Below are 16,925 nucleotides of genomic sequence, written 5' to 3'. Positions count from 1 at the left end.
TAAAAAAACCTTGAAAATGTCAAAATAATCGAGTATCATATTAAATATATGAATAAATAAAAATATTTATCAAATGCAAAGAAAAGAAGGAGTAAATCTACTGATTTTGCACAGAGAGAGGGAATAGCTGAGAACCCTTGGAATAGGCAGATTGAAGCAGTCTTGGAGCATAAATCTTGAACGTATTTTACTGTTAGAGATTTACGGTAGCGACGTTATAGCTAAGGATTACCGGAGAAGCAGATTTTATCTGTAAATTAGGGTGGTACCGCGAATAATACTCGCCCCTATGTTTATCATAGGGAGCGAGTTTTTTTATTTTCCGAAATGAAAAAATATAAAAATTGGGAGGCAAATGTTATGGAAAAAATGGGTTTAAACGAAATAAGAAGTAAATTTTTAGAGTTCTTCAAAACTAAAGATCATTATGTAGGAGCTAGTTATCCTCTTGTACCAAATAACGACAAGAGTTTACTTTTAATAAATGCTGGTATGGCTCCTCTTAAAAACTATTTCTCAGGAGTAGAAGTTCCACCAAAGAACAGAATGGCTACTTGTCAGAAATGTATAAGAACAGGAGATATAGAAAATGTCGGTGTTACAGCTAGACACGCTACATTCTTTGAAATGCTAGGGAACTTCTCATTTGGAGATTACTTCAAAAGAGAATCATTAGCTTGGGGATGGGAATTTGCGACTAAATGGCTAAACATACCAGAAGAAAAAATATGGGTTACTGTATATGAAAAAGATGATGAAGCATTTGATATATGGTCAAAAGAAATGGGATTCCCTGAAGAAAGAATAGTTAGACTTGGAAAAGACGACAACTTCTGGGAAATAGGTCTTGGACCATGTGGACCTTGTTCAGAAATATACTTCGATAGAGGAGAAGAATACGGATGTGATAGCCCTGATTGTAAACCAGGATGTGACTGTGATAGATTCTTAGAATTTTGGAACCACGTATTCACTCAGTTCTCTAAAGAAGAAGACGGAAGCTACAGCGAATTAGAAAATAAAAACATAGATACAGGTATGGGACTGGAAAGAATAGCTTGTATAATGCAGGATGTTGACAATATATTCGAAGTAGATACTATACATTCAGTTTTAGAAGCTGTTTCTAAAGTTGCAGGTGTAGAATACGGAAAAGACAAAGCAAATGATAAATCTATAAGAATAATAACTGACCACATAAGAGCCGTATCATTCCTTATAGCAGATGGAGTATTACCATCAAATGAAGGTAGAGGATATATATTAAGAAGATTATTAAGAAGAGCTGCTAGACATGGTAAACTTCTTGGAATAAAAGGAACATTCTTAAATGGATTAGTTGATGAAGTTATAAAAGTTAGTGGAGATGCTTATCCAGAATTAGTAGAAAAAGAAGATTACATCAAAAAAGTTATAAAAATAGAAGAAGAAAAATTCAATGAAACAATAGACCAGGGAATGGAAATGTTAAATTCTTATAAAGAAGAACTTAAAAAAGAAGGAAAAACAGTTCTTAGCGGAGAAATAGCATTTAAGCTTTATGACACTTATGGATTCCCACTAGATTTAACAGTTGAAATATTAAGAGAAGAAGGTCTTTCTGTTAATGAAGAAGAATTCAGCGAAGAAATGGAAAAACAGAAAGAAAGAGCTAGAACAGCTAGAGGAAACATGGACGGTGAAAGCTGGAAAGAAGATCCTCTTGCTAAAGAAGAAAATGTAGAATCTGAATTTGTAGGATACGTTGAATTAACAGGTGAAGGTAAAGTATTAGCTATAGTTGAAGATTCTGAAATAGTAGAATCAGCATCTGAAGGTAAAGATGTTGTTGTAGTATTAGATAAAACTAACTTCTATCCAGAAGGTGGTGGACAGGCAGGAGACTGCGGTGTTCTTAAAAATGATAATTGTGCAGTAGTTGTTAAAAATACTAAAAAAGGTCCAGCAGGAAGTATAAAACACTTTGGTACAGTAGTAGCAGGTGAATTAAAAGCTGGGGATGTCTTGACTTGTGAAGTAGATAGAGAAAACAGAATGGCATGTTCAAGAAACCATACTGCAACTCACTTATTACACAAAGCATTAAAAGAAGTATTAGGGGATCATGCAAACCAGGCAGGTTCATTAGTTACTGCAGATAGATTAAGATTCGACTTTACTCACTTTGAAGCAGTTACAAAAGAAGAGTTAAAAACAATAGAAGAAAAAGTAAACAATGCTATATTCAATGCTTATGATGTAGTAGCTGAAACAATGGATATAAATGCTGCTAAAGCAAAAGGAGCTGCAGCATTATTCGGTGAAAAATACGGAAATGAAGTTAGAGTAGTTTCTATGGGAGATTACTCAATGGAACTTTGTGGAGGTGCCCACCTTTCAAATACTGCACAGGCTGGAATGTTCAAAATAATATCTGAAGGTGGTGTAGCTGCAGGTGTTAGAAGAATAGAAGCAGTAACTGGAAAAGCAGTTTATGAATATATGAACAAAAAGGATGAGTTAATATCTAAAGTTTGTGCTACAATAAAAGCTAAAGAAGATGGACTTTTACACAGAGTAGAAAATGTATTAGAGGAAAATAAAAACTTAGAGAAAGAATTACATAATTTAAAAACTCAAATAAGTATGCAGTCAGCTGACTCTGCTTTAGATTCAAAAGTAGAAGTAAAAGGTGTTAGCCTAGTTACTAATAAATATGAAAATATGGATATGAATACTTTAAGAGATACTGCTGATAATTTAAGGGATAAAATGGGAAGCGGTGTAGTTGTATTAGCAAATGTTGCTGATGGAAAAGTAAACTTTGTTGTTACTGCAACTAAAGATGTTATAGAAAAAGGTGTTCATTCAGGAAATATAGTAAGAGAAGTAGCTAAGATAGCTGGCGGAAAAGGTGGAGGTAGACCTAATATGGCTCAGGCAGGTGCTACAGAACCAGCAAAAGTTGACGAAGCTTTAAATTATGCTAAGGAAGTTATAGAATCTCAGGTAAAATAATTTCTCTAAAAAGAGGAGGAATGAGATAAATGGATAATATGGATTTCACTATGAAATTTGAAGGAGCACAGCAGGAAAAAATGACTGTTGAAGAAGCGATGAAAATAGTTTACGGGGCCCTTAAAGAAAAAGGGTATAACCCCGTAAACCAAATAATAGGATATCTCCTATCAGGAGATTCTAGTTATATAACTAGTTATAAGGACGCAAGAGGGATAATCAGAAGATTTGAAAGAGATGAAATTCTTGAAGAGGTTATAACTAAATATCTAGAGGAAAGTAGGTAAATAAATGTTCAGAAAGTTTATATCAATACTTGCATCTCTATTTATAATTTTTAGTTCTGCTTTTTCTACTGTAAATGCAGAATCAGCAAGAGGAAAAGTTATATTTATAAATATGAGTAGAACTAGTCTTGAAAATATGATGAACATAAAAGAGATTGGAAATAGAGTTGAAAAAGAAGGCTATGTAGGATTGATGAATATCAAGGGTGACCAAGGTAACGACGACGCAAGAAGTTTAGCTACTATGGGAGCTACAGGGAGATCTACAATAGCTCAGTTTGATAAAAAAGTTGCAGTAGATTTTGTACAGCCAAATGCAGACGAAGCTAAGGAATATGAAGCTTCTACAGGCAAAAAAGCTAAAAAAATAGTCAATATGGAGGCAAATAGGTCTTCTAATGAAAATATTGAAAAAGGAGAATTTGAATCTACACTTGGTATGGTAGGTCAGGTTCTTTCTGAAAATGGATACAAAACATCAGTAATCGGTAATGCAGATTATGTTGATTTTGATGGACAGCTTGTAAAAAATAGAAATATAGCATTTGCAGCTATGGATAATTATGGAAGAGTTGATGATGGTAATATAGACGATATCAATATAAAAGATAATAGTATGCCATTTGGAATCTCTACAGATTATAAAAAACTTAAAGCTGAAACAAAAGAACTTTACAAGAACACTGATGCTATATATGTAGACCTAGGGGATACATATAGACTAGATGAGTATAAAATGAATCTAAATGAAAATACTTATGCTAAGATGAAAGCTAGAACATACAGCAGAATAAATTCTTACTTAAAAGAAGTATTTTCTATGGTAGGTGAAAATGACACTGTTTACATAGTTAGTGCATTCCCTAGCAATTTAGATTACAGCAATAAGAAAAGACTTTCTCCAGTTATGAAATTCTCTAAAGGAGTTTCTGGAAAAGGAGTATTAACTTCTGCTACAACAAGAAGAGATGGGATAATAGCAAATATGGATATAGGTGTAGACATACTTAACCATTTTGGTTTATCTAATGAAATGATGTTAGGTAGAACTATCTCTAATGTTGAAAAAGAAAATAATATAAAGTTTCTTCAGAAAGAATACTCAAAAATAAATTCAGCAGCTTTAATAAGAGCTGGTGTTGTAAATACTTTTGTAGGAGTAGTGTCTGCGTCTTGGGTAATAGGCTTAATAGCAGTACTTTTAGCTAAGAGAATTGCTCCAAAATATAAAGATAAACTGTTTACTATACTTAAAGAGCTTATTAAATTCGGTATAATAATGCCGTTATCATTTATTGTAGCTCCAATATTTAATTTCAGTGGACAGGTAAGTATGTCTTTAGCTGTAATAGGTGTGACATTCTTGATTTACTTCATAGCTAAGGCTATGTTTAAAGATGATGATCTAAAACAGATGGGATTCATAGCACTTGTTACTATAGTTCTGATTGCCGTAGATGCTGTATTTGGAACATATCTTATGAAAAATAACATAATGAGTTATGATGCTATGGTAGGTGCTAGATATTACGGTATAGGAAATGAATATGAAGGTGTTACTATAGGAAGTGCGGTATTTGCATTTGCAGTACTTCTATACTACAAAAAAATACCAAAATGGGTTGCTGCAGCTTCATTTGGTGTGATTTTAATAACTAGTGCATATCCATCTATGGGTGCAAATGTTGGTGGTGCGATATCTGAATGTGCTGCATATTTACTATTTGTGCTTCTTATGTACAATGTTAAAGTTGACTGGAAAAAGATTGTAGGAATAGGTCTTGCAGTTGTAGCTGTAGTTGGAGTATTTGCATTTATGGATTTATCTTCAGGAAGTCCATCTCACTTAGGACTATTTGTTCAGCAGATAATGTTAAATGGACCAGGTGAAATAGTTCTTACATTTACTAGAAAAATCCAGATGAATGTTAAATTAGCACAGACTAGTGTATGGGTTAATATATTAATAGTTGGAATAGTTATAATCGCAGCATTAATATTCAAACCAAATAAACACTTTAGAGTAATAGCAGGTAAATATCCTATGGTATTTAGAGGATTTGTTGCAGCTATGGTTGGTTGTATAATAACTCTACTAGTAAACGACTCTGGTATAGTAGCAGCCTCTACTGCATCTATATATATCCTTATACCAGTGATGATAATAACTATAAATATGATTTTAAACGAGGATAAAAAGGAGAAAATAGATGCTAACAGGTAGAATAATGGGCCTTGATATAGGAGATAAAACTATAGGTGTTGCAGTAAGTGATCTTATGGGAATGACAGCTCAGGGTATCAAGACTATAAAAAGAACTAGCAAAAAGAACGATATAGAAGAAATAAAACAGATAATAAAAGAAAAACAGGTAAATCTAATAGTATCTGGTCTTCCTAAAAATATGAACGGTACTGTTGGTCCTCAGGGCGAAAAAGTACAGAAATTCTGTGAATTAATAAAAGAAGAAACAGGACTAGAAATAGAATTTTGGGATGAAAGACTTACTACAGTTGCTGCTGAAAAAACTCTTATAACTGCAGATGTAAGCAGAAAGAAAAGAAAAAATGTAATAGACATGATGGCAGCGGTATTAATTCTTCAAGGATATTTAGATTTTAAAGTTAAATAACAAAAAAATTGAATAAAGTATGAAAATTTGGGTATTATCATATAGAATAGATGATAATTAATTGATTTTCATATGGAAGAGATTAATAAGTAAGAAAATATAATTGTTATTATATAAAATTTGTTATATAATAAAATCAAATAATAGGTAATGAGGTGAAACCAATGGAAGAAATGAATGAAAATGTAGTAAACCTAATTGATGAAAATGGAGAAGAAGTACCTTTTGAGATAATATTAACTTTAGAAGCAGAAGAAAAAGAGTACGCTATATTAATGCCTCTAGAAGACAACGAAGACGAAGAAGCATATATATATAGAATAGATGAAGACGAACAGGGAGAAATGCTAGTTCCATTAGAAGACGACAATGAGTATTCAACTGTTGTAGCTGTTTACGAAGCTTTAATGGAAGAAGAAGGTCTTAACTTTGATGAATAATAAGTAAAATTATATAATGCTGTAGTAGAGTTAAGCTCTATTACAGCATTTATTTTAACTTATATTGATTAATAAATGAGAAAAGGTGTGGTAAATATGAATAATGGAATGGATCTTTTAAAAGAAAAACTAAAAAAGACAGGCTTTAAGATTACTCCACAAAGGAGAGCTATAATAGAAGTTCTTCTTGAAAATCGATACTATCATCTTAGCAGTGAGGAAATATACGATAAAGTAAGAGAAAATTGCCCAGAAATAGGTTTAGCAACAGTATATAGAACGATGCAGCTATTAGACGAAATAGGAGCTATATCAAAGTTAAATTTAGATGATGGCTGTATAAGATATGAAATAGACCTTGATAATGAAGGACACAATCATCATCATTTAGTATGTAAAAACTGTGGAAAAATAATTGGTGTTGAAGAAGATCTTCTTAAAGATATAGAAATGAAAATTCAGGAAAACTACAAATTCCATGTAGTTAATCATGATCTTAAATTCGATGGATATTGTGAAGACTGTTATAGAGAGATGAAAAAAGATAAATAAATATACAAAAATAAAAAAATTAGACAATAATAAAGAACTATATATAAATCATAAACAAAAGATTTATAAATAGTTCTTTTTTTATTGTCTTTTATACAAATTTAAAAACAAGATATATTGTAAATAAAATTAAAACAAAGACTAATAGATTTTCTATTATATTACTAAATCTTCCACCAACTCTTATATATCCCACAGAAATCATATTTTTTGAGAATGGGTAGAAGATAGCTACACCCCGTTTTGTGAACATATCGCAAATTATATGAAGTAGATACATAGAGGAAGCCATAAGTCCTAATGAATCGTAGTTAAAAAACTCTCCTAGTGGATTCATAATTATATAAACTATTAAAACCATTAAAATACTATGAGAAAAGTTTCTATGCTTTAGCCATGGAAATACCGAAAATACTAAAATAGGTATGACAAAAGATATATCTACTTTAGAAATTATTAAAACCAATGCTAAAAGAAGCAAGGTAGCTGTAATAAGAGATTTTCTCATATTGTAATGGGTGAGCTTTTTTTCTAAAAATGCTATTGCAAAAAAAGTAATAACTGCGCTTATAAAAAAGCTACTGCTGACTTTTATAGATAGGAAAAATATAAAAAGATTCAGCGAAAAAATAAGCAACTTATATAAAAACTTTGAAAATTTCTTTCTAAAAATTGTCCCAGCTATTATAGAGTTGGATTTATCTAAATCCGGAAGCGTGGAAAATACAGCGGAAGTCAGAATACTAGTAGGGGTTATAGGTTGTGATAATACTAGTGATAATTGAATACCGGCTATAATTCCTACAGCACAATGAGTTTTACCTCGCATTTTTTACCTCCAAGATAATATTTTTACAGAACGTGTGTTTCTATAAATTACAATTAATTATATCATATTGTTTAAGAAAATATAGTTTAAAGATAAAAAATGTTTATGAAAAATATCTGAATTTTTTATAGAGAAAAATTAAAAAAATTCAACGAGGATATTGAAATATAGAGAATTTGTGTTAAATAGTGAAATGTTAATTATTTTAGAAATATAAATAAATCTTAAATTATAATGTAATCTATGTTACAATAATATTAACTGGTAAAGTGGTCGTGAAGAATTATTAAAAATTTAATCTGTAAAACAAAAATTTCCGGTAGCAGATAACTAGGATTTTATTGCGGAGGAATCCTGTTTTACCGGATATATTTTTGTAGGTATAAGGTGTATATAGATTTGGATATAAGTTTAGGGAGAGCGTATATATACACTAAAATGATTAGAGTTTTAAATTATTTTAAAGGATTATGATTGAATGAAAAATATAAAAAATAAATAGAAGGAGATGATGTTATTGTTTAAAAACGATGAACAGATAAAGGTCATTCCTCTTGGGGGAATGAATGAGATAGGAAAGAACATGACTGTTATCGAGTATAGAGACGAGATAATGATAATCGATGCAGGTCTGAGCTTCCCAGAAGACGAAATGCTAGGTATAGACATAGTTATACCGGATATAACTTATTTAGTTAAAAATAGGGATAAAATAAAAGGGATATTTATAACACACGGCCATGAAGACCATATAGGTGCTTTACCTTATCTATTAAAGAAGATAAATATACCAGTATACGGTTCGAGATTAAGCATGGGTCTTTTAGAGGTTAAATTAAAAGAACATAAATTAGAAAATGTAGAACTTCATATAATAAAACCACGTGAAGTTATAAAGCTTAGAAATATGGAAGTAGAGTTTATAAAAACTACTCACAGTATACCGGATTCATATTCTATAGCTGTACATACAGACCAGGGTGTAATATTCCACACAGGAGACTTTAAAGTGGACTTAACTCCAATAGATGGGGATGTTATGGACTTCCGGAGAATATGCGAATTAAGCGAAGAAGGTGTAATCCTAATGCTTTCAGATAGTACTAATGCTGAAAGACCAGGGTATACTAAATCAGAGAAAAAAGTTGGAATAGGTTTAGATGATTTATTCACTAAAGCAGGGGATAGCAGAATAATAGTTGCTACATTCGCATCAAATATACATAGATTACAGCAGGTTGTAGATGCGGCGAAAAAACACGGTAGAAAAGTTACTGTTTCAGGAAGATCTATGTTAAATGTAGTAAACGTAGCAAAAGAACTTGGGTATCTTGAAGTAGAAGACGATATGATAATAGATTTAAACGACGTCGGTAACTACGAAGACAAAGAACTAGTAATAATAACTACTGGTTCTCAGGGAGAACCTATGTCAGCACTTGCTAGAATGGCAAATTCTGAACACAAGAAAATAGAAATAAAAGAAGGAGACCTTGTTATAATATCAGCTCATCCAATTCCAGGTAACGAAAAACTGATATCTAAGGTAATAAACTTCTTACTTGAAAAAGGTGCTGAAGTTGTTTCTAGCGATATCGCAGACATACACGTTTCAGGACATGCATGTCAGCAGGAATTAAAATTAATGCTTAGATTAGTTAAGCCTAAATTCTTCTTACCAGCTCACGGTGAATATAGAATGCTTAAAAAACATGCTGAGCTTGCTAGAGGTCTTGGAATGAATAAAGAAGATATCTTCGTTATAAATAATGGGGATATACTAGAAGTAGGCAAAGACGAAGCTGCTATAAAAGGTAAAGTTCCAACAGGAAATATACTAGTAGATGGTTTAGGTGTTGGAGATGTTGGAAACATAGTACTTAGAGATAGAAAACATCTTTCTGAAGATGGTCTTATGACTATAGTTGTAACAATATCTAAAGAAGAAGGAAAAGTACTTGCAGGTCCAGATATAATATCAAGAGGATTTGTATATGTTAGAGAATCTGAAGATCTTATGGATGGAGCAAAACAGATAGTTAAAGATGTATTAAGTGAATGCGAAGAACATAACATCAAAGAATGGGCATATCTAAAGAACAATATAAAAGAACAGCTAAAAGAATATCTTTACCAGAAGACAAAGAGAAATCCGATGATACTACCTATAATAATGGAAGTATAGGATTGTATAATAAAAATAAATGGCCGGAATTCTATTCCGGCTTTTTATATATAAAAGTTTAAATTTTAGAGTTAGGAGAGTTTAAATTGAGAAAAAAGATTACAACAAAAACTAGATTTGGAGCTGCTGTTGGATTTGCATTTTTGACAGTAGCGTGTATGTATGCATATTTTAGTGGAATTGATAAATCTACAATAACGCTTGTAAGTGCTGCAGGATGTTTAGCAGTATCTATTTACGAATTAAAAAGAATATCAGATATAAAAAAAACAGAATCCACAAAAAATAAATAAAAAATATTTTTGAGATATTTATTATATATAATAGAAAAAACGATTTCTTGAAAAAAATTATTAAAACCGAGTAATATAGCCAAAAGTTAGGCTTTACTAAAATTAAAAATTGGTATAATATATCCTTATAAAGTGTATATATTTTAAGGTGGGAAAGCTATATAAAATAAATACAAAGGAGAAAAATATCATGATAAAATTTGATGCTTCACATGCATGTAAAATGGAAGAAATATTAGCTCATCAGGACAGAGTTAATGCTCTTCACAAAGAAATAGTAGAAAAAACAGGAACAGGAAATGATTTTTTAGGATGGGTAGATTGGTATAAAAACTACGATAAAGAAGAATTTGAAAAAGTAAAAGAAAGTGCTAAATACATAAGAGAAAACTGCGACGTATTCCTTGTATGTGGTATAGGTGGATCATACTTAGGTGCTCGTGCAGCTATAGAAATGATAAACGGATTATATGCTGACAAAAAACCAGAAATAATATTTGTTGGTAACACATTCTCTTCTACATACATAGCACAGGTTATGAAATATATAGAAAACAAAGAAGTTTGTGTAAACGTAATATCTAAATCAGGAACAACAACTGAAACAGCTTTAGCTTTCCGTTTATTAAAACAGTTCATGGAAAAGAAATACGGAAAAGACGAAGCTAAAAATAGAATATTTGCAACAACTGATAAATCAAGAGGTACATTAAGAGCTATGTCTGACAAAGAAGGTTATACTACTTTCGTAATACCAGATGATATAGGTGGTAGATACTCTGTTATAACTCCAGTTGGTCTATTACCAATAGCAGTTGCTGGAATAAGCATAGATGATTTAATGGCAGGTGTTGAAGAAGCTTACAACGATTTAGCAGATCCAGACCTTACTAAAAACCCCGCTTATGCATATGCAGTAGCTAGAAGAGTTTTAGAAGGAAAAGGTAAAAATGCAGAAATGTTCGTAACTTACGACTTAAATACAACAATGCTTGCTGAATGGTGGAAACAGTTATTCGGTGAATCAGAAGGTAAAGATGGAAAAGGTGTATTACCATGTAGTGCTACATTCTCAACAGATCTTCACTCATTAGGACAGTTTGTTCAGGATGGTACTAAATGCTTATTTGAAACATTAGTATTATTTGAAAAACCAATAGAAGATGTTATATTCCCTTCAGATGAAGAAAATATGGACGGAATGAACTACTTAGCTGGTAAAAATGTAGACTGGATAAACAAAATGGCAATGCAGGGGACATTAGATGCTCACGAAAATACAGGTGGAGTACCAAACCTTTTAATAACTGTAGATGATATGAGTGCTAAGAGCTTTGGATACTTATGCTACTTCTTCTTCAGAGCATGTGCAATGACTTGCTACATGATAGATATAAACCCATTCAACCAGCCAGGTGTTGAAGTTTATAAAAAGAACATGTTCAAACTATTAGGAAAAAACTAATATTATAGATTTGTAAAAGATGTCTCCAGCTGAGGCATCTTTTTTTATGAGAAGAATAAAAATAAAAAAAGTTTTGAAAAATAAAGCTAAAAATTTAAAAATATCCACAAAACCTAATTTGATAAATCTGAATATATTAGTTATAATATATAATAATTAATATAATATAATGATTAAAATAATTTTGAAAGGAAAAGATTTTATGGATATAGCTAGCATAGTGGCGACTGCTGCAGGGATAGCAATCGCAATATCAGTACACGAATTTGGACACGCTTATTCAGCGCATCTTTTAGGAGATGATACAGCTAAATTATATGGAAGGATGACATTAAATCCCATAAAACACGTAGACCCACTTGGACTACTTGCGATGATAATATTCCACATAGGTTGGGCTAAGCCAGTTCCAGTAAATCCTATGAATTACAAAAACTACAGAGTAGGGAACTTTATAGTATCTATTGCAGGAGTATGCTGCAATCTACTTACAGCTATAGTATGTGCAATAATTTACAAAAATGTTCCTGTATATGGAGTACAGGTATTAGCTTATACATGTATAATATATAATATAGGGTTTGCTGCATTTAACTTACTTCCTGTACCACCACTAGATGGATGGGGAGTAATAGAAACATTTATACCATATCAGTGGAGAGAATATGCGTACAAATTTGAAAGAATAAGTGGATTTGTACTTATACTACTTCTTATAACTGGTGCGTATAGAATAATAATAAATCCTATACATGGTTTATTTGCAACAATAGTACAGATGTTTATGTTTTAAGAATTAATAAAAATAATCTAATAACTACTTAAAGAGGAGATTATATGAAATATAATGTACAATTAAAGGTATATGAGGGACCTATGGACCTTTTGTACGACCTTGTGACAAAACATAAGATAGATATAAAGGATATAGCTATTTCAGAAATAACAAAACAGTATCTTGATTACCTAGATGCTATGGAAGCTATGGATATGGAAATAACTAGTGAATTTATAACTATGGCGTCAAAGTTGGTCGAAATAAAATCTAGATATTTACTTTATCTTCAAAGAGAAGATTCTGAGGAAGAGGATCCAAGAATAGAACTTGTTGAAAGACTTAAAGAATATAAAAAATACAAGCAAGTATCTAAAGAATTAAAAGAAAAAGCTGATGAAGAACACGAAAGATTCTTTAGAAAAAAAGAAGAAGTTATAATAGAGGACGAGCTTAGTTTAGAAGACGTATCTATAGCAAAAATGATGGAGCTGCTTCCTAAGTTGTTGAAAAATATAGACAAAAAGGAAGAAGAAACTAAAAACGACGTACTAGAAAGACTTGTAAATAGAAAAATTATATCTGTAGAGGAAAAAATAGTATCTTTGAGAAGAGCATTATCTGTAAAAGATAGAATAAGCTTTTTAGAAACGGTAGATCAAAGTGATAGAGGAGATATAATAGCATCGTTTTTATGTGTATTAGAGCTGATAAAAGAAAAAGAGATAATTGTTACTCAAGACGATTTTTTTGAGGATATAGTTATAGTTAAAAGAACAGATGATATACTAGAATATTCTGAGGAGAATTAGTATGAAGAGAGAAGATATAAAAAATATAATCGAGGCTATTATGTTTGCATATGGAGAGCCGATAAGTATAAAAGAACTAAATGCTATTATAAATAAAGACCTTTCTCATAAGGAAATTGAGTTTATGATGGATGCGCTTATATCTGAGTACAAAGAAAATGATAGAGGAATTCAGATTATAAGACTTGAAAACAAGTACCAGATGTGTACAAACGAAAAATATGCAGATTATATAAAGATGGTTCTTGAGCCTAAAAAGAAAAAAACTCTAAGTCAGGCGACTCTTGAAACTCTTACAATAATTGCATATAAGCAGCCGGTTACAAAATTAGAAATAGAAAATATAAGAGGTGTCAAGTGCGATAAAGCTCTTAAAACACTTCAGGAAAATGACCTAATTGTAGAGGCTGGAAGATTGAACAAAATAGGGAAACCTATAATATATAAGACTAGTGACGAATTTTTAAAATTACTCAACATAGAATCTATAGATGAATTGCCTAAGATAGAGGAAATAGAAGAAAATAATTAAAGAGTATAATTTATGATTTGCTAGTTAAATGTGGAGCGGAGGAATTAAAAATGGAAGACAGAGATTTATCAATAATGTTACTTAAAAACATACATGTATTCCACAGTATCGTTAAAGTGATAGTTAGTGAAAGAAATGAAAGTAGAATACTTACAGAAAGACAGTTCTTTGCGTTAAAGAAAATGGCGGAAATAGATAAAATGGAATTGAAAAATCTAAGTAAGGTATTACATGTGTCTACTTCAAGTCTATGCATACTTCTAAATAAACTTGTTGAACAGGAATATGTTTATAGAGAAGAAGATAAAAAAGATAGAAGAAATACATTCTATGGAATAACTGAAAAAGGTAAGGAAGTTTTAGAAAGAGAAAAAGCTGATATCTTAAAAATAATAAATAAAAAAATAGAGCTTATAGACGAAGATAAAAGAGAAGATTTATACAAAGCATTAGATTTTGTATTTGATACTTTAATAGGAACTCTTAAATAATAGGAAAACTAAAACTATTAAAAATAAAAAAGGAAAGAATTCTCATACATACAACGTTGAGTTGGTATGAGAATTCCTTCCTTTTTTTATTTGTCTGCTAAAACTGCATCGTATAGTATCTTACCTATAGGAGCATTTATTTTTAATGTAGCTTTTCCATCCATAGAAGTAGAGCTTTTGTTTATAAGGACTAAATCTTTTCCTCTGTAGTAGTTTACAAAGCTAGCAGCAGGATAAACTACAAGAGATGTCCCACCTATTATTAAAAGATCGGCATTTTTAATAGCTTTTACAGCGCCATTTATAGTGTTTTCATCCAATGCTTCTTCATATAGAACAACATCTGGCTTTACAATTCCACCACATACATCGCATTTTGGAATAGTTCCATCTAAAGCCAACATATCTTTTAAATCAAAGAACTTATGACATTTTGTACAGTAATTTCTCTGAACAGAACCGTGAAGCTCGTAAACATTTTTGCTTCCAGCCTTTTGGTGAAGTCCATCTATATTTTGTGTTATAACAGCCTTTAACTTCCCAATTTCTTCTAAATAAGCGAGTGCCTTATGTGCATTGTTAGGCTCTGCGTCCTGATAAATAAGCTTATCTTTGTAGAATTCATAGAAATACTCTGGATATCTAACAAAGAAAGAATAAGATACAACTTCTTCAGGTGAAAATCTTCTATTTAACTTTTGATTGAATAAACCGTTAGAGCTTCTGAAATCTGGGATATTTGATTCTGTAGAAACTCCAGCTCCTCCAAAGAACACGATATTATTGTGTGAATCTATTAATCTTTTTAATTCGTTTACTTCATTTTCGAACAAGATAATCATCTCCTTTTGTTTTATATTATTATATTACTACAAAAAAATAAAAATGTAATCGTATAGTGAAAAATATATCGTCTTTACTTACATTGCAAAAATAGATTATAATTATATTAACTAAGAGAAATGAAAGGAGATTTTAAAATGAAAAAAAGAATGGCAGCTGCATCTCTAGCAATGATTCCTATGCTTACGATGAATGTAAATGCAGAAAATATTAAGACAGGGATTGTGAGTTCAGCGTATTTAAATGTAAGATATTCTCCTTCAGCATCAGCAAAGTTGCAGTTAGTGTTAAAAAAAGGAAATAAGGTAACTGTAATTGGTGAAAAAGATGGTTGGTACAAAATTAAAACAGCCTCTGGTAAAACAGGTTGGGTTGTTTCAAAATATATATCATTAAAAGCCGATGTTATTAGAAAAGATGCTAGAGGCATAAAAAAGATAGTAACAGCTACAACATTAAATGTAAGAAGTGGTCCAGCTACATCGTATACATCAATAGGCAAATTATATAAAAATAACGAGGTCGATGTAATATCAGAATCTAATGGATGGTCTAAGATTCAATTTGGATCAAAAATAGGATATGTTTCATCAGAATACTTAAAAGCTGTATCTACAGGAAATAATAACTCTGGAAGTACAGGAAATTCTCAGGGAGTTAAGAAGACTATACAAGAGGTAACATCATCTCTATTAAATGTTAGAAATGGAGCTGGTGGCCAGTATACAAAAATAGACACACTTCATAAAGGTGATAAAGTAGTAGTTTCAACTATTGAGAATAACTGGGCTAAAGTAGAATACGACGGAAAGAATGGATATGTTTCTTCTATATATTTAAAATACATATCAGATAAGATAGAAGACGAAGATACTGATTTAAATGGTACTGCTTCAGACGTAATACCAGGTGCATATACTCAGAGAAGTCAAAAGGATTACTCTCTAGATGATATGGTAGAAGCTCAGTATATAAAAGGTCAGAGTGGTGGAAATTTAATATCAAGACAGACAAATAGACTTCTTGATATATTAAACCCTCAAGAAAGCTTATTCACAACAGAAGCTATGAGAACTAATCCAAGAGCATACGAGGCACCTACTAAGGAAGAATTAGAATACTACCTAGATCCATCAAACTTTACTAGTCATACAGACGGAATAATGCAATTTGTAAGACTTGATAGATATACAAATTCTATAACAGCAAAATCACTAGATAATTATTTTGCATCTAGAGGATCAGAATGTGTATTTAACGGAAAAGGTCAGGCATTTATAGATGCAGCTAAAAAGTACGATATAGATGTACTATACTTTGTATCTCATGCTATGTGGGAAACTGGAAATGGCAAATCTAAACTTGCGCAAGGACAGGTTGTAACTAGTGTCGATGGAGTAACTCTTGAAAAACCTGTAACAGTTTACAACTTCTTTGGAATAGGTGCTACAGATGGAAATGCACTTGAAGGCGGTAAAATTACTGCATACAAAAATGGTTGGACAACTGTTGAAAAAGGTATAGACGGGGCTGCAAAATGGATTTCTGACGGATATATCCACAACTCTAAATATAATCAGAATACAGTTTATTCTATGAGATGGTGCTATGAATATACTTGGCATCAGTATGCAACGGATGTAAACTGGGCTAATGGAATATCAAAAATGATGTCATCACTTATGACAAAATATGGAAATGGAAACAATCTTTTAATAGATATTCCAGAATATAAATAATAAAAATAAATTTATAGAATATATGGAATCATGTGCGATAATTTGTACATGA

General features: G+C 31.2%; 16 protein-coding genes and 1 other annotated feature. Of the genes, 14 read left to right on the top strand and 2 right to left on the bottom strand.

Features of this window, described 5'->3' with window-relative positions; all coding sequences use genetic code 11:
* The first annotated feature begins 69 nt into the window (after window positions 1-69).
* Window positions 70-292: a binding site (T-box leader), on the top strand.
* A 68-nt stretch (window positions 293-360) separates the two neighbouring features.
* The 6 genes from alaS to DWX74_RS00500 all read left to right on the top strand — a co-directional run bounded on the left by alaS (window position 361) and on the right by DWX74_RS00500 (window position 6,909).
* Window positions 361-2,997, top strand: coding sequence for an alanine--tRNA ligase (gene alaS / locus DWX74_RS00525; RefSeq protein ID WP_118548131.1), 2,637 nt, complete (start codon window positions 361-363; stop codon window positions 2,995-2,997).
* Between the two features lie 29 nt (window positions 2,998-3,026).
* Window positions 3,027-3,284 (top strand): IreB family regulatory phosphoprotein, encoded by a 258-nt coding sequence (locus DWX74_RS00520; protein ID WP_006440121.1) that lies wholly within the window; start codon window positions 3,027-3,029, stop codon window positions 3,282-3,284.
* Window positions 3,285-3,288: 4 nt separating this feature from the next.
* Entirely contained in the window at window positions 3,289-5,508 is a 2,220-nt protein-coding gene (locus tag DWX74_RS00515; protein ID WP_118548129.1) for a hypothetical protein, read from the top strand.
* On the top strand, window positions 5,495-5,917 hold the full coding sequence (gene ruvX, locus DWX74_RS00510) for a Holliday junction resolvase RuvX (protein WP_006440123.1): 423 nt from the start codon (window positions 5,495-5,497) through the stop codon (window positions 5,915-5,917). Before DWX74_RS00515 ends, ruvX begins: the two co-directional genes overlap by 14 nt.
* Window positions 5,918-6,090: 173 nt before the next feature.
* Window positions 6,091-6,357: a DUF1292 domain-containing protein gene (locus DWX74_RS00505; protein ID WP_050754671.1), complete on the top strand. Its 267-nt coding sequence runs from the start codon at window positions 6,091-6,093 to the stop codon at window positions 6,355-6,357.
* A gap of 96 nt (window positions 6,358-6,453) precedes the next feature.
* Entirely contained in the window at window positions 6,454-6,909 is a 456-nt protein-coding gene (locus DWX74_RS00500) for a Fur family transcriptional regulator (RefSeq protein WP_083780557.1), read from the top strand.
* 91 nt (window positions 6,910-7,000) lie between these two features.
* On the opposite strand, the gene DWX74_RS00495 is transcribed toward DWX74_RS00500, so the two are convergent.
* A complete protein-coding gene (locus DWX74_RS00495) occupies window positions 7,001-7,738 on the bottom strand; it encodes a metal-dependent hydrolase (protein WP_040410431.1) in 738 nt (245 codons plus the stop codon).
* 508 nt (window positions 7,739-8,246) lie between these two features.
* Between DWX74_RS00495 and DWX74_RS00490 the strand changes: the two genes are divergently transcribed.
* The 7 genes from DWX74_RS00490 to DWX74_RS00460 all read left to right on the top strand — a co-directional run bounded on the left by DWX74_RS00490 (window position 8,247) and on the right by DWX74_RS00460 (window position 14,291).
* A complete protein-coding gene (locus DWX74_RS00490; RefSeq protein WP_118548127.1) occupies window positions 8,247-9,923 on the top strand; it encodes a ribonuclease J in 1,677 nt (558 codons plus the stop codon).
* A gap of 86 nt (window positions 9,924-10,009) precedes the next feature.
* Complete coding sequence (locus DWX74_RS00485) at window positions 10,010-10,216, top strand: hypothetical protein (RefSeq protein ID WP_118548125.1); 207 nt, start codon at window positions 10,010-10,012, stop codon at window positions 10,214-10,216.
* A gap of 190 nt (window positions 10,217-10,406) precedes the next feature.
* On the top strand, window positions 10,407-11,681 hold the full coding sequence (locus DWX74_RS00480) for a glucose-6-phosphate isomerase (RefSeq protein WP_118548123.1): 1,275 nt from the start codon (window positions 10,407-10,409) through the stop codon (window positions 11,679-11,681).
* Between the two features lie 202 nt (window positions 11,682-11,883).
* Entirely contained in the window at window positions 11,884-12,474 is a 591-nt protein-coding gene (locus tag DWX74_RS00475; RefSeq protein ID WP_243411946.1) for a site-2 protease family protein, read from the top strand.
* A 44-nt stretch (window positions 12,475-12,518) separates the two neighbouring features.
* Window positions 12,519-13,268 carry a segregation and condensation protein A gene (locus DWX74_RS00470; protein ID WP_118548119.1) on the top strand — a complete coding sequence of 250 codons (750 nt, stop codon included), beginning with the start codon at window positions 12,519-12,521 and terminating at the stop codon, window positions 13,266-13,268.
* Window position 13,269: 1 nt separating this feature from the next.
* On the top strand, window positions 13,270-13,800 hold the full coding sequence (scpB, locus tag DWX74_RS00465; protein ID WP_118548117.1) for an SMC-Scp complex subunit ScpB: 531 nt from the start codon (window positions 13,270-13,272) through the stop codon (window positions 13,798-13,800).
* Window positions 13,801-13,850: 50 nt separating this feature from the next.
* Window positions 13,851-14,291, top strand: coding sequence for a MarR family winged helix-turn-helix transcriptional regulator (locus DWX74_RS00460; protein WP_118548115.1), 441 nt, complete (start codon window positions 13,851-13,853; stop codon window positions 14,289-14,291).
* Between the two features lie 86 nt (window positions 14,292-14,377).
* On the opposite strand, the gene DWX74_RS00455 is transcribed toward DWX74_RS00460, so the two are convergent.
* Window positions 14,378-15,133: an NAD-dependent protein deacylase gene (locus tag DWX74_RS00455; RefSeq protein WP_118548113.1), complete on the bottom strand. Its 756-nt coding sequence runs from the start codon at window positions 15,131-15,133 to the stop codon at window positions 14,378-14,380.
* 138 nt (window positions 15,134-15,271) lie between these two features.
* On the opposite strand from DWX74_RS00455, the gene DWX74_RS00450 reads away from it, so the two are divergent.
* Window positions 15,272-16,873 (top strand): SH3 domain-containing protein, encoded by a 1,602-nt coding sequence (locus DWX74_RS00450; RefSeq protein ID WP_158573207.1) that lies wholly within the window; start codon window positions 15,272-15,274, stop codon window positions 16,871-16,873.
* Window positions 16,874-16,925: the final 52 nt, after the last annotated feature.

Origin of the sequence: Peptoclostridium sp. AF21-18, from assembly GCF_003478825.1 — a bacterium.
Classification (GTDB): domain Bacteria; phylum Bacillota; class Clostridia; order Peptostreptococcales; family Peptostreptococcaceae; genus Peptacetobacter.
This window is presented reverse-complemented; position numbering and strand designations above follow the sequence as displayed.

Coding starts and splice junctions, on each gene's coding strand:
- alaS (WP_118548131.1), top strand. CDS start 361: ATGGAAAAAATGGGTTTAAACGAAATAAGAAGTAAATTTTTAGAGTTC.
- DWX74_RS00520 (WP_006440121.1), top strand. CDS start 3,027: ATGGATAATATGGATTTCACTATGAAATTTGAAGGAGCACAGCAGGAA.
- DWX74_RS00515 (WP_118548129.1), top strand. CDS start 3,289: ATGTTCAGAAAGTTTATATCAATACTTGCATCTCTATTTATAATTTTT.
- ruvX (WP_006440123.1), top strand. CDS start 5,495: ATGCTAACAGGTAGAATAATGGGCCTTGATATAGGAGATAAAACTATA.
- DWX74_RS00505 (WP_050754671.1), top strand. CDS start 6,091: ATGAATGAAAATGTAGTAAACCTAATTGATGAAAATGGAGAAGAAGTA.
- DWX74_RS00500 (WP_083780557.1), top strand. CDS start 6,454: ATGAATAATGGAATGGATCTTTTAAAAGAAAAACTAAAAAAGACAGGC.
- DWX74_RS00495 (WP_040410431.1), bottom strand. CDS start 7,738: ATGCGAGGTAAAACTCATTGTGCTGTAGGAATTATAGCCGGTATTCAA.
- DWX74_RS00490 (WP_118548127.1), top strand. CDS start 8,247: ATGATGTTATTGTTTAAAAACGATGAACAGATAAAGGTCATTCCTCTT.
- DWX74_RS00480 (WP_118548123.1), top strand. CDS start 10,407: ATGATAAAATTTGATGCTTCACATGCATGTAAAATGGAAGAAATATTA.
- DWX74_RS00475 (WP_243411946.1), top strand. CDS start 11,884: ATGGATATAGCTAGCATAGTGGCGACTGCTGCAGGGATAGCAATCGCA.
- DWX74_RS00470 (WP_118548119.1), top strand. CDS start 12,519: ATGAAATATAATGTACAATTAAAGGTATATGAGGGACCTATGGACCTT.
- scpB (WP_118548117.1), top strand. CDS start 13,270: ATGAAGAGAGAAGATATAAAAAATATAATCGAGGCTATTATGTTTGCA.
- DWX74_RS00460 (WP_118548115.1), top strand. CDS start 13,851: ATGGAAGACAGAGATTTATCAATAATGTTACTTAAAAACATACATGTA.
- DWX74_RS00455 (WP_118548113.1), bottom strand. CDS start 15,133: ATGATTATCTTGTTCGAAAATGAAGTAAACGAATTAAAAAGATTAATA.
- DWX74_RS00450 (WP_158573207.1), top strand. CDS start 15,272: ATGAAAAAAAGAATGGCAGCTGCATCTCTAGCAATGATTCCTATGCTT.